The organism is Bombilactobacillus sp. ESL1197 (assembly GCF_058107145.1).
Genome location: NZ_JBYLTY010000004.1, coordinates 254248 through 266661 on the forward strand (window position 1 = coordinate 254248; position 12414 = coordinate 266661).

At 37.8% G+C, this 12414-nt stretch carries 13 protein-coding genes and 1 other annotated feature (1 of these 14 only partly in view); of the genes, 10 read left to right on the forward strand and 3 right to left on the reverse strand.

Annotated elements, in window-relative coordinates; translation table 11 throughout:
• Positions 1-194, forward strand: a binding site (T-box leader); it begins 83 nt to the left of the window's first position.
• A 43-nt stretch (positions 195-237) separates the two neighbouring features.
• Positions 238-1869, forward strand: a complete 1632-nt coding sequence (locus tag AC3B6B_RS08920; RefSeq protein WP_489758298.1) for a peptide ABC transporter substrate-binding protein — start codon at positions 238-240, stop codon at positions 1867-1869.
• Positions 1870-1872: 3 nt separating this feature from the next.
• Positions 1873-3135 (forward strand): peptidase T, encoded by a 1263-nt coding sequence (gene pepT, locus AC3B6B_RS08925; RefSeq protein ID WP_489758299.1) that lies wholly within the window; start codon positions 1873-1875, stop codon positions 3133-3135.
• Here pepT and AC3B6B_RS08930 read toward each other — a convergent pair.
• Together AC3B6B_RS08930 and AC3B6B_RS08935 are read right to left on the reverse strand one after the other, a co-directional pair.
• Complete coding sequence (locus tag AC3B6B_RS08930; protein WP_489758300.1) at positions 3095-3652, reverse strand: hypothetical protein; 558 nt, start codon at positions 3650-3652, stop codon at positions 3095-3097. The two genes, pepT and AC3B6B_RS08930, sit on opposite strands and share 41 nt — an antisense overlap.
• Complete coding sequence (locus tag AC3B6B_RS08935) at positions 3649-4542, reverse strand: Cof-type HAD-IIB family hydrolase (protein ID WP_489758301.1); 894 nt, start codon at positions 4540-4542, stop codon at positions 3649-3651. The genes AC3B6B_RS08930 and AC3B6B_RS08935 overlap by 4 nt, the downstream gene beginning before the upstream one ends.
• 51 nt (positions 4543-4593) lie before the next feature.
• Here AC3B6B_RS08935 and AC3B6B_RS08940 point away from each other — a divergent pair, with 51 nt between their 5' ends.
• The 3 genes from AC3B6B_RS08940 to tsaE are packed head-to-tail and all read left to right on the forward strand — an operon-like array spanning position 4594 to position 6727.
• Complete coding sequence (locus AC3B6B_RS08940) at positions 4594-5280, forward strand: uracil-DNA glycosylase (RefSeq protein WP_489758302.1); 687 nt, start codon at positions 4594-4596, stop codon at positions 5278-5280.
• A 12-nt stretch (positions 5281-5292) separates the two neighbouring features.
• Positions 5293-6261: a phosphate acetyltransferase gene (gene pta, locus AC3B6B_RS08945; protein WP_489758303.1), complete on the forward strand. Its 969-nt coding sequence runs from the start codon at positions 5293-5295 to the stop codon at positions 6259-6261.
• A 7-nt stretch (positions 6262-6268) separates the two neighbouring features.
• On the forward strand, positions 6269-6727 hold the full coding sequence (tsaE, locus tag AC3B6B_RS08950) for a tRNA (adenosine(37)-N6)-threonylcarbamoyltransferase complex ATPase subunit type 1 TsaE (RefSeq protein ID WP_489758304.1): 459 nt from the start codon (positions 6269-6271) through the stop codon (positions 6725-6727).
• A 45-nt stretch (positions 6728-6772) separates the two neighbouring features.
• Here the strand turns inward: tsaE and AC3B6B_RS08955 are convergent, their stop codons facing one another.
• The gene (locus tag AC3B6B_RS08955; RefSeq protein ID WP_489758305.1) at positions 6773-7309 is read right to left on the reverse strand and encodes a 3'-5' exonuclease; all 537 of its coding nucleotides are present in this window, start codon (positions 7307-7309) and stop codon (positions 6773-6775) included.
• A gap of 91 nt (positions 7310-7400) precedes the next feature.
• Here AC3B6B_RS08955 and murB point away from each other — a divergent pair, with 91 nt between their 5' ends.
• The 5 genes from murB (at position 7401) to AC3B6B_RS08980 (ending at position 12402) form a co-directional block, all read left to right on the forward strand.
• A complete protein-coding gene (gene murB, locus AC3B6B_RS08960) occupies positions 7401-8339 on the forward strand; it encodes a UDP-N-acetylmuramate dehydrogenase (RefSeq protein ID WP_489758306.1) in 939 nt (312 codons plus the stop codon).
• An 8-nt stretch (positions 8340-8347) separates the two neighbouring features.
• The gene (gene cdaA / locus AC3B6B_RS08965; protein ID WP_489758307.1) at positions 8348-9184 is read left to right on the forward strand and encodes a diadenylate cyclase CdaA; all 837 of its coding nucleotides are present in this window, start codon (positions 8348-8350) and stop codon (positions 9182-9184) included.
• Positions 9184-10185: a CdaR family protein gene (locus AC3B6B_RS08970; protein WP_489758308.1), complete on the forward strand. Its 1002-nt coding sequence runs from the start codon at positions 9184-9186 to the stop codon at positions 10183-10185. Before cdaA ends, AC3B6B_RS08970 begins: the two co-directional genes overlap by 1 nt.
• A gap of 15 nt (positions 10186-10200) precedes the next feature.
• Positions 10201-11562, forward strand: a complete 1362-nt coding sequence (gene glmM, locus AC3B6B_RS08975) for a phosphoglucosamine mutase (protein WP_489758309.1) — start codon at positions 10201-10203, stop codon at positions 11560-11562.
• Positions 11563-11760: 198 nt separating this feature from the next.
• Entirely contained in the window at positions 11761-12402 is a 642-nt protein-coding gene (locus tag AC3B6B_RS08980; RefSeq protein WP_489758320.1) for a deoxynucleoside kinase, read from the forward strand.
• Positions 12403-12414 lie beyond the last annotated feature (12 nt).

Here is a 12414-nt window from a genome sequence, read left to right on the forward strand (position 1 = left end):
AATATGGTCTTTGATTAAGATTAATTGCCGAGTTCAAGGAATAAGGTAATTATGGTGATGGCCATTAGCACATAATGAAGAATAATAACCTAATCGTTTCGAGGTTGTGTACAGACCAAGGTTATTGTTATTCATAAGCGGTTTTATTTTTAAGATCGAAAACCAGGTGGTACCACGTCTTTGTCGTCCTGCAAGTCAATAATTGACTTGCAGTTTTTTAGTTTGGAGGAAAAATTAATGACTCATCAATGGAAAAGTTTTTGGGGAATCTTGCTCTGTACTTTGGCTTTAGGAACACAGGCTAATTTACAGATAGCGCAAGCTAAAACCAAAAACACGTTGAATTGGACAGAAAGTTCTGAATTGGCTACTGCAGATATTTCGCAAGCTTCTGACACCTTAAGCTTTGACGTTTTGTTGAATACGCAAGAAGGTTTATATCGTTTGGATGCTCATGGCAAGGCGCAACCAGCTTTGGCTACTAAAACCAAAGTTTCAGCTGACGGATTAACCTATACGTTTAATCTTCGACCAAATGTCAAGTGGTCCGATAATACGCCCGTTACCGCTCAAGATTTTGTGACTTCGTGGCGGCGGACGGTAGATCCCAAAACGGGTTCTAGTGATGCGTTTTATTTAAATCAAGTACAAAATGCGAAGCAGATTAATGCCAATAAATTACCAGTTGATAAATTGGGAATACAGGCTTTAAGTAAGCATAAATTACAGGTGAAATTAACTCAGCCAGTACCATACTTTAAGAAGTTGTTAGCGTGGCCGTTGTTCTTCCCTCAAAACCAAGCAGCAGTTAATCGTTGGGGGAAAGATTACGGTACCACTTCTGCTAAAACGGTTGCGGACGGACCATTTATCTTAAAAGGTTGGAATGGCAGTAGTGATAATTGGCGTTTAGTTAAAAATCCGCATTATTGGGATAAAAAACATGTTCGTCTACAACAAGTTAAGGAGGATGTCGTTAAGGATCCACAAACCGGGTTAAATTTGTATCAATCCAATAAAGTGGATGAAACAATTCTTTCAGGCACGCAAGTTCCTAACTTAAAAGGCCAAAAAGATTTCTTAGTGCGCAAATCGTCTAATATGACTGATATGAATTTGAATCAAAACAAAGTACCAGCCTTTAAGAATCAAAAAGTACGGCGGGCCTTTTCTTTAGCAATTAATCGGCATCAATTGGTTAAAGGTGTTTTAGAAGATGGTTCTTTAGCGCCCAAAGGTTTTGTACCACAAGGATTAGGATCTTATCAAAACAAAGATTTTGCACAAGTTAGTCAAGTTCCTAATTCGACGAGCTCTAACTTAAAACAAGCTAAAAGTTTATTGCGTCAAGGATTGAAGCAAACTAATACCAAGCAATTGAACTTAAGCTTATTGATTGATGATACGACTACTTCTAAGCAAACGGGTGAATTTATTCAAGGCTCATTAAATAAGTTACCCCATGTCAAAATCACATTGAAGACTTTGCCCAAGGTGCAGCGTTTAGCTCGGGAACATCAAGGTGACTATGATTTAGTGATTACTAGTTGGCAATCAGTATTTTCAGATCCTATTAACTTTTTGGATATTTGGGAAAGTGATTCATCTTATAATACTTCTAAATTCCATGATGCTCAGTTTGATCATGATTTGGATTTGTCGGAAAACAAGTTTTCTCAAAATAAAGCCCAACGTTGGCAATATCAAGTCAAAGCTGAAAAGCGTTTAATGAAATTACAAGGAACAGTGCCGTTATATCAAGGTGTCAAAGCGCAATTGTTGAATACCAAAGTTAAAGGTTTAGTTTACAATGGTTCTGGTGTTCCTTATGACTTTAAGACCACTTATTTCAGTTCAAAGAAGGATTAGTGAATGAAGTACGCAATTAATCAACAACAATTACTAGATGATTTCTTAACTTATGTAAAAATAAATACGCAATCTGATGCTTCGCAAGCCTTAGATCAAGTGCCGACCACTGCCGGTCAAACGCAGTTAGCACACTTATTAATGCAGCAACTGCAGGACTTAGGTTTGCACGAAATTAAATTAAATCCGCAAAATAGTTTTGTGACAGCTTTATTACCAGGAAATACGCTGGCCATGCCCGCTATTGGTTTTATTGCACACTTGGATACTGCGGCTGACTATTCTGGAGCTCATGTGCAACCGCAGGTTCATGCCAATTATCAAGGACAGGTAATTGAGTGGGCTAACGGATTAAAGTTAGATCCACAGCAGTTTCCTAATTTGCAGAATTATATCGGTCAAACTTTGATTACTGCTGATGGAACAACGCTCTTGGGAGTTGATGATAAAGGTGGGATTGCGGGATTAATCGCAGCTTTGCGGTATTTGGTTAACAATCCTCAGTTGTTACACGGACCGATTAAAGTGGCTTTTGGTCCAGATGAAGAAATTGGGCGCGGTGCAGATCGCTTTGATGTACCGGATTTTGCGGCTGATTTCGCCTATACGTTGGACAATGGTTTAGTCGGAGATATTGAATATGAGACATTTAATGCTGCACAAGCCGTAATTGATATTTCCGGAGTTAGTGTTCATCCTGGACAAGCCTATGGTCAAATGGTTAATGCGATTAGTTTGGCTGAACAAATTGATCAACGATTGCCCCAAAAAGAACGGCCAGAATTAGTTCGAGGCTATGATGGCTTTTATTTATTAAATCAATTTCAGGGTGACGTTTCCCATGCGCATTTGGTTTATATTATTCGTGATTTTTCGCGAAGTGCTTTTGAACAGCGCAAACAAGATCTGCAAAATATTGTCGCCCAATTAAATGCTCAATTTGCTCAACCACGGATTCAGTTAACACTGACGGATCAATATTACAATATGGTAGACATTATTAACCAAGATCGTTATCCAGTGACCTTGGCGCAAGGGGCTTTAAAGAATTTACAAATAGATCCACATGTGAAACCTTTTCGTGGTGGGACAGACGGTTCTAAGATTACCTATTTAGGTATGCCGACGCCCAATTTGTTTAATGGTGGCGAAAATTTTCATGGCCCGTATGAATTTGTAACAGTAGAGGCCATGGCCCAATTAGCTCAGACAATTATTGAAATAGCTAATCTCTACGCTCAAGATCATAAGCATGTGACAGATTAGTCTGCAACCGATGCAGTGGCCAATTTTTGATTGAACGTTGATTTTTGGATAATCGGCTGGTTTGGTTTAAAACAGCAGCTAATAAAAGTCCAATTTGCGCATCTACTTGAGGACTGATTTGGAGTAGGTAGCCTTCATGACCATTTTTTAAATAAATGTTATCAACAGACATGATTAAATGATGGTGAAAATCATGGACCAAGTAATTATTGGTTAATAAATTACCAGAAACTAACCAATGTAAACTAGGAGCAATCATTAACTGGCGGCGATGATTAGTGATATGAATTAATTTAGTGATTAAAATATCGGCTAATTTAATTTGGTAATTAGCCCATGGATGCGTGCTAGTTTGAATGATATCACCCAACTTAGTTTGGCGCGGTGTTAATAGTTCATAATTAATTTTCCAACGGGGAGCTGTGCGAATAAGATAGTAGCACAGCTCTTGTTGTTGATTAGTAACTTGAATGACTCCTGGTAAATTAGCGGCATTAAATTGGAGATAATAAATCATTTTAAATTGGCTGCTTGCTGTTTATTTAAAGCAATCGCATGGTAAATAGCTTGCGCAACGCCATTTTGACTATTACTGCTGGTTTGGTATTGTGCTAGTTTCTTAATTGGCGCAATTGCATTGGCCATGGCGACACCAATTCCTGCCGCCTGGATCATTGATTCGTCATTTAAATTGTCACCAATCGCCATGACCTCACTCATCTGTAAACCTAGCTTATGAGCAAAAGTGGTTAGTGCGCGGCCTTTTTGGGCCTTAACATTATTGATTTCAATATTATTGGGTGATGAGGAAGTAATGACAATTTCGGAATTTTGTTGTAATTGTGCTCTTAATTGTTGCAATTTTTGCGGATGACGGTCACTAAAGACTAACAGTTTCATCACATTGATTTGAGGATCATGCAAAAGTGCGTCAAAACTTTTCACATAATTGATGTTCATTAATTCGGCCCGTGAAGTAGCACGTGCTACGGCCATTTTATATAAGAGATTGGGGTTTAATTTGACCAATAAATTAGCCGTATGTTGAATACGCTGAATGCGACTATTGGAATAAATTCCTTGATCGGTAATGATTTCAAAATAGAGTTTACTAGTTTTAATATGCGTTAAACATTGTTTTAAATTAGAACGATCAATGGGGATTTTGACGACAGGTTCACGGTCTTGATTATAAACTAAGGCTCCATTTAAAGTGATAAAGTCCGGTTTGACCGTTAAATTGCTGACCAACGGAGCCGCTTCACTTAAACCACGACCAGTGGCGACAACAAATTGAATTCCTGCTTGGTTTGCAGCTTGAATTGCGGTAATATTTTCTTTAGAGACAATTGATTCACTATTTAATAACGTTCCATCCATATCTGAAGCAATTAGTTTAATTGTCATAAGTTCCTCCTATATCAATAATCAAATTTTACCATAATAGGTGGTGTGAAGTTGAAGCAATTAATAAAAAATGATTGGCAACAAATTCTAGAACCGGAGTTTGAAAAAGATTACTATCGACGCTTACACCAATTTTTAAAACGTGAGTATCAAGAGCAAACTGTGTATCCAGATATGTATAATATTTTTCAAGCTTTTGATTGGACCTCATTTAAACAAACTAAAGTGGTTATTTTAGGTCAAGATCCCTATCATGAGCCAAATCAAGCTCACGGACTGAGTTTTTCGGTTTTGCCGGGAAACAAAGTACCGCCATCTTTACAAAATATTTATAAAGAATTGCAAGCTGATTTAGGTTATCCACCAGTACAACATGGTTATTTAAAATCGTGGGCTGATCAGGGCGTTTTGTTGTTGAATTCTGTTTTGACGGTTCGCCGTGGCCAGGCTTATTCCCATCAAGGTAAGGGATGGGAACAATTAACTGACCAGGCAATAAAAGCGCTCTCGCAAAAAGGTGGTGTCGTCTTTATTTTATGGGGAAAGGCTGCTAAATCAAAGATGAACTTAATTGATACTAATAAAAATACCATTATTAGTTCAACTCATCCCAGCCCTTTTTCCGCTAATTATGGTTTTTTTGGCTCACGACCATTTTCTAGAACCAATGAAGCTTTAAAAAAGTATGGTGAAACGCCAATTAATTGGCAATTACCACAAACAGTCACAGAAAATTAGGAGGATTGAATCATGGAATTATTTGAATCGTTGAAGCAAAAGATTAGTGGTCAAAATAAGAAGATTGTTTTTCCAGAAGCTACTGATGAACGAATTTTAAAAGCTGCTGTGCAATTACGACAAGATCAATTATTAGAACCGGTTTTTTTAGGTGACCCTACTCAAGTTCAAGCGAAGGCGAACGAATTAGTCTTAGATATTTCAGGAATTAAGATTTTAAATCCGCAAGATTATGATCAATTTGATGAAATGGTCACAGCTTTTGTCGATCGGCGTAAAGGTAAGAATACTGCTGAACAAGCACAACAAATGTTACGCGATCCTAATTATTTTGGTACTATGTTAGTTTACTTAGATCAAGTAGATGGCATGGTCTCTGGAGCAATTCATCCAACTGGTGATACGGTGCGCCCAGCTTTGCAAATTATCAAAGTTAAACCAGGTTTAACGCGGACTAGTGGGGCCTTTATTGTTCAAAAAGAGCAGCAACGTTATTTGTTTGCTGACTGTGCAATTAACATCAATCCAAGTGCAGAAGAGTTAGCCGAAATTGCGGTTACTTCAGCTAAAACTGCCAAACTATTTGACATTGATCCTAAAGTTGCGTTATTGAGTTTTTCAACTAAAGGTTCAGCGAAGAGTGATGAAGTAACTAAGGTTGCTCAAGCAACTAAATTGGCTCAAGCACAAGCACCCGATGTTCCTATTGATGGTGAATTGCAGTTAGATGCAGCTATTGTGCCTTCAGTTGCTGCGCAAAAAGCTCCTGGTTCTAAAGTTGCTGGTCAGGCAAACGTCTTTGTCTTTCCAGAACTACAATCAGGTAACATTGGTTACAAAATTGCCCAACGGTTTGGTGGCTTTGAAGCTATTGGACCGATTTTGCAAGGTTTAAATAAACCGATTTCTGACTTATCTCGGGGAGCCAATGTTGAAGACGTATATAAATTAGCTATCATTACGGCCGCCCAAGCATTATAATCAAATAATGGAAAAAATAACTTATAGTGCATCCGAAACGATCCAGTATGGTTGTCAATTAGCGCAACTTTTATTACCTGGTGATTTATTGCTCTTAGATGGCGATCTGGGAGCTGGCAAAACGACTTTTACACAAGGAATTGCCCAAGGGCTAGGGATTAAGCGCCCAGTTAAAAGTCCGACTTTTACGTTGATTCGCGAGTATCCGCAAGCTAAATATCCGTTGTATCATATGGATATGTACCGCTTGGAAAATGCCTCGGCTGATGATTTAGGTTTGCAGGAGTACTTTGATGGTTCGGGGATCGTAATTGTAGAGTGGTCACAGTTCATCAAAGAACAATTGCCACCGAATTATTTGCGGATTAATATTGAGCGGATGGATGAAGTAACCAGAAAATTGCAATTTCAACCACAAGGTACGCGTTACCAAACGCTGGTACAAAAACTTGCGACAATTAATTAACTAAAAAATCTCTGTTGAATAAAAATATTTGACAGAGATTTTTTATTAATCTTTTAATTGAATTAAATCTTGTAATGCGTCAGCTCCAAATTGTGCTTGTGTTTGTAATAAAATCTCAGCACAAGCTAATGTATCATCTAAGGCATGATGGTGATGTTCTAAATCAATTCCTAAGGCTTCACAAACGGTATTTAAACGATGATTTGGTAAATCGGGAAAAAATTTACGAGAAGTTTTGAGGGTATCAATTACGTGATAACATGGCGGAGTGATTTGATACTTTTGTAAGCAGTTTTTTAAAACGCGGGTATCAAAGGCAGCATTATGCGCCGTGATTAAATGCTGCTGATTAAATAATACTTTAATGTGCGACCAGACTTGCTCAAAGGTCGGTGCTGTTTGGACATCTTGTGGGCGAATGTGATGAATCGCAATATTACGCCGATTAAAGGGTGCCTGGGGATTGATCAATGTATAAAAAGTATCGATAATTTGATTGTTTTCAATTAAAGCGAGCGCTAAAGAACAAGCACTATCAGCTTGATTATTGGCCGTTTCAAAATCCATTGCCACAAAATCCATGGAAAAACCTCACAATTACAAACTTATTTTTAAAATTCATTATATACTATAATGGTGTTATTAGGGAAAACAGTTAGTTAGGAGATTGATCATGCAAGACAAAGTAAGAAATCAATTTTTAGATGATCTACAATTAAAAAAACAATTATTAGCATTACCAGTGGAAATTAAAGTTGCTGATTCCCTGAGTAACTATACATTTACTAAAACCGGTGGTCCGGGCGATTATGTTGCTTTTCCACAAACTTTGGCGGAATTACAATTATTGACTGACTTTGCGCGAGAAAAACAATTGCCGATAACGGCTTTAGGTAATTCCAGTAATTTAATTATTAAAGATGGTGGTATTAAAGGTTTAGTCATTATCTTAACTAAATTAAACCAAATTGCAGTGCACGAGCAGCAAATCACCGCTCAAGCGGGAGCCAGTTTAATTGAAGTAACTAAAGCTGCGAGTCAAGCGGGGTTAAGTGGCTTAGAATTTGCCGCGGGTATTCCGGGCAGTGTCGGCGGAGCCGCTTTTATGAACGCCGGAGCTTATGGTGGTGAAGTTAGTACAGTAATTACACAGATTCAAGAAATTTTACCTACGGGTCAATTAGTAACTATTAAAAAACAAGATTTAAATTTTGCTTATCGCCATAGTGTGGTACAGGACAATCACGGCATTGTGATAGCTGTGACGTTTACGTTAGTACCTGGCGATGCACATAAAATTCAAGCTAAAATGGACGAATTAAATGCTTTAAGGCGGGCTAAGCAGCCACTAGAATATCCGTCTTGTGGGAGTGTTTTTAAACGTCCAGAGGGTTACTTTACCGGTCCCTTAATTATTAAGGCGGGTTTACAAGGGAAGATTATTGGTGGTGCGCAGGTTTCACAGAAACATGCGGGCTTTATTATTAATTTGGGAACAGCGACTGCCAGTGATTATTTGGCGTTAATTAAATTAATTCAAGCCACTGTGCAAGAAAAATTTGGTGTTGCTTTAGAAACTGAAGTGCGGATTATCGGTGAAGATCAGAGGTGAAAGTAAGCGTGCAAAATTGGTTAAGCCATCTTTTTACGTTAAATTCTTTAACAAATGTTATTGATATTTTATTTGTGTGGTTTTTAGTTTATAAATTATTAATGATGATTCGGGGCACTAAGGCCATTCAGCTATTAAAGGGACTATTTATCATTTTGATCATTAAACTAGTCAGTTGGTTCTTTAATTTACGGACGATTGCCTATTTGACAGATCAAATTTTTAATTGGTCAGTCATAGCAGTTATCATTATTTTTACTCCAGAGATTCGTCGCGGCTTAGAAAAATTGGGCCGTTCGCCATTGTTTTTTTCCATGCGTGACGAACAAAAAGATTTAAGTAACAATTTAATTGATGCCTTGGATAAAGCAATTCAGTATATGTCCAAACGCCGAATTGGGGCTTTAATTACGTTAAAAATGAATACTGGCTTAGAAGAATATGTAGAGACCGGAATCAAACTTGACGCTGATGTGACCGGCGAGTTATTAATTAATATTTTTATTCCTAATACGCCTTTACATGATGGTGCAGTTATCATCAATCAAAATAAAATTGAAGTTGCTGCGGCGTATTTGCCGTTGTCGGAAAGTAATGCCATTCCGAAAAAATTAGGCACTAGGCACCGAGCGGCCGTGGGGATTAGTGAAGTAACTGATGCTTTGACGATTGTGGTTTCGGAGGAAACTGGTGGGGTGATGATTACGCATAAAAACCATATGATGTTAGATCTTAGCCGGGATGATTACTTGAACTATTTACGGGCCCAATTAGCTCCCACAACGCCACAATCCAATTCAATTTTTAAGAAATTTTTGGCACATTTCCAGAAAGGAAATAACTAATGAAAAAGTGGCGCAAATTCATTGATTCTAAATATTTTTATTTGTTATTATCCTTTTTGGTAGCCTTATGGCTGTACTGGAGCGTCTCCTTACCTAGTATTGGCAGTACCCGAAATGGGGTAACTGCTGGCAATGTGGTTAATGCTAACAAAACTGTTACCTTTAATATGAAATTACAGGTAAATTCCGATGCGGAAAATTATTTTATTACTGGTTATCCTAAACAAGTACGCGTCAAATTGGAGGGCCCCTCAGCCCTAGTTACGGCGACCAAGAACACACATAATTTTACGGTGTATATTAATCTGCACAATTTAAGTGTGGGTCATCATCGTGTTTTAATTCATCAAAGTGGTTTAAATCGCGATCTAAAATACTCTATCAAGCCGCATTATGTCGAAGTTGATATTGAGCCGAAGGCTCAACAAGTATTTCCGATTCAAGCTAAATATAATGCGAAGCAAATTGCTCCGGGTTATATCGGTGGCGATGCTAGTGTGGATCCGCAGGTGGTTCAAGTCGTTGGTGCGCGCAGTGAAGTTCAGCGAATTAGTCAAGTGGTGGCCCATGCTAAGTTACCTCATGGTACATCAACCGATTTTCATCAAGAAGTTTTATTGCAAGCGTTAGATGCTCAAGGGCGCACGTTATCAGTCCTGTTAACTCCACAGACTACCCGGGTTAAAGTTCCCGTCAGTTTACCGAGTAAAAAAGTAAACTTAAAATTTGTACCAAAAAATCTACCCGAAAATAAAAATTATCATATCACTTCGGATGTCGCTGCAGTACGCGTTTATGCTAAGAAAACGGTATTGGATAATCTTAATGAATTAGAAATTCCAATCGACGTTTCTAAGATGGGAACTAAAAAATCAAAAGTTATTACAATTAATCAAGTAAAATCTGATATTATAGATTCGAGTCCACGAACTATTAAGGTCTATTTAAAAACTGGTGATGATCAATCTTCAACAGTTAATCCAGCTTCAATAAATAATTAGAATAAGAGGATAAAAATGGTTAAATATTTTGGTACTGATGGTGTCCGCGGTATTGCGAATAAAGAATTAACACCGGAGCTAGCTTTTCGCTTGGGACGTGCTGGTGGTTTTGTATTGTCCCAACAAAAAGATAGTGACGAAGATCGAGCAGTAGTTTTGGTGGCACGTGATACTCGTAAATCGGGACAAATGTTAGAAACAGCATTAATTTCCGGATTATTATCAGTCGGGATTGAAGTTTTAAATTTAGGAGTGATTACGACTCCAGCAGTGGCTTACTTAGTTAAAGTCCAAGGAGCTGATGCCGGCATTATGATCTCGGCGTCACATAACCCAGCCAGCGATAATGGTATCAAATTTTTTGGTCCAGATGGTTATAAGCTCAAGGATGCTACTGAAGAAGAGATTGAACACTTCTTGGATCAACCAGAAGATTCTTTGCCGCGGCCTTCAGCTGAAGGCATTGGTACTTTGGAGGACTATAAGGAAGGCTCTTTGAAATACTTAGAGTTCTTACGGCAGAGTATTTCTGATGATTTATCAGGAGTAAAAGTGGTGTTAGATGGTGCTAACGGTTCAACTAGTCAATTAGTCAGCAAGTTATTTGCAGATTTGAACGTTGATTTTACCACGATTGCTACTAATCCTGATGGGGTTAATATTAATAATGGTGTTGGTTCTACGCATCCGGAAAAATTAGCGCGAGAAGTGGTTAAGCAGGGGGCGCAAGTCGGATTAGCTTTTGATGGTGACGGTGACCGCTGTATTGCTGTTGATGAAAAGGGGAATATTGTTGACGGTGATAAAATTATGTTTATTCTGGGCAACTATTTTAAAGCCCACGGTCGTTTGAAAAAGGATACTATTGTTACTACAGTGATGAGTAATTTGGGCTTATACAAAGCTATTGAAGCGAACGGTATGAAGTCCGTTCAAACGGATGTTGGTGATCGCCATGTGGCTGCTGAAATGGTTCAGAATGGCTATAACTTAGGTGGCGAACAATCAGGTCATGTGATCATTTTTGATTTGCATAACACGGGTGATGGGATGTTAACCGGTATTCAGTTGTTAAACGTTGTTAAACAAACTGGTCAACAATTGTCGCAACTAGCAGCGCCAGTAAAAACTTATCCACAAGTATTAATTAATGTGAAAGTGCAAAATAAAAATGATTGGCAAAATTATCCTGCCATTCAAGAGGCCATTGATACAGTTGAAAAGGAAATGAATGGTGATGGCCGAGTTTTAGTTCGCCCTAGTGGAACTGAAGCTTTACTCCGGGTAATGATTGAAGCTGCTACTAGAGAAGATGCCCAACGTTTTGGCAACCAAATTGCGAGTGTTGTTCAAAAAGAAATGGGATTGGATGCTTAAATTATTTTGATTGATTAAACAGGCTAGACTCCGTGAAAACTAAAATAGTAATTTACGGAGTCTAGCTTTTTTATTGCTCTCATAGAGATTAGTTAATTGTTGACAACTACTAGATTTAGTAGTAACCCAAAGTTGAGCTACAATATGTGTGGGGTATGTGCTATTATAGATAAGGATTTTTTAAGGAGGGCAAACATGATGATAGTTTTAAGTGGTATGATTGGGGCAGGTAAAAGTAGCCTAGCAACGCTTGTTTCAGAGCATTTAGGAACACAAGCTTTTTATGAACAAGTTGATGATAATCCCGTCTTACCCTTGTTTTATGATGATCCTAAAAAGTATGCATTTTTATTACAAATTTATTTTTTAAACAAGCGTTTTGCTTCTATTAAGCGAGCTTTGTCTGATGATAACAATGTTTTAGACCGTTCAATTTATGAAGACTCTTTATTCTTCCATATCAATGCCGATATGGGACGAGCTACTAAACAAGAAGTGCAAGTTTATGATGAATTATTAGATAATATGATGGAAGAGTTGCCATATGCTGCTCATAAAAAAGCGCCTGATTTATTAGTACATTTGGATGTTTCTTATGAGAAAATGTTGGAGCATATTAAAAAGCGGGGGCGTTCTTATGAACAACCTGAAAATGACCCTTCACTAATTGATTATTATCATAATTTGTTAGGACGCTATGATCGGTGGTACGAGGATTATCATTATAGTCCTAAAATGAAGATTAGTTGTGATCAATATGACTTTGTTGAAAATGAAGAGGATCGCAAAAAAGTTTTACAGTTAATTGATAATAAGTTACAAGAGCGTGATTTGTTATAAAAAAATTTGAGA

Bases quoted from the DNA above. Each gene is read 5' to 3' on its own strand.
- AC3B6B_RS08920 (WP_489758298.1), top strand. From the start codon at position 238: ATGACTCATCAATGGAAAAGTTTTTGGGGAATCTTGCTCTGTACTTTG.
- pepT (WP_489758299.1), top strand. From the start codon at position 1,873: ATGAAGTACGCAATTAATCAACAACAATTACTAGATGATTTCTTAACT.
- AC3B6B_RS08930 (WP_489758300.1), bottom strand. From the start codon at position 3,652: ATGATTTATTATCTCCAATTTAATGCCGCTAATTTACCAGGAGTCATT.
- AC3B6B_RS08935 (WP_489758301.1), bottom strand. From the start codon at position 4,542: ATGACAATTAAACTAATTGCTTCAGATATGGATGGAACGTTATTAAAT.
- pta (WP_489758303.1), top strand. From the start codon at position 5,293: ATGGAATTATTTGAATCGTTGAAGCAAAAGATTAGTGGTCAAAATAAG.
- tsaE (WP_489758304.1), top strand. From the start codon at position 6,269: ATGGAAAAAATAACTTATAGTGCATCCGAAACGATCCAGTATGGTTGT.
- AC3B6B_RS08955 (WP_489758305.1), bottom strand. From the start codon at position 7,309: ATGGATTTTGTGGCAATGGATTTTGAAACGGCCAATAATCAAGCTGAT.
- murB (WP_489758306.1), top strand. From the start codon at position 7,401: ATGCAAGACAAAGTAAGAAATCAATTTTTAGATGATCTACAATTAAAA.
- AC3B6B_RS08970 (WP_489758308.1), top strand. From the start codon at position 9,184: ATGAAAAAGTGGCGCAAATTCATTGATTCTAAATATTTTTATTTGTTA.
- glmM (WP_489758309.1), top strand. From the start codon at position 10,201: ATGGTTAAATATTTTGGTACTGATGGTGTCCGCGGTATTGCGAATAAA.
- AC3B6B_RS08980 (WP_489758320.1), top strand. From the start codon at position 11,761: ATGATAGTTTTAAGTGGTATGATTGGGGCAGGTAAAAGTAGCCTAGCA.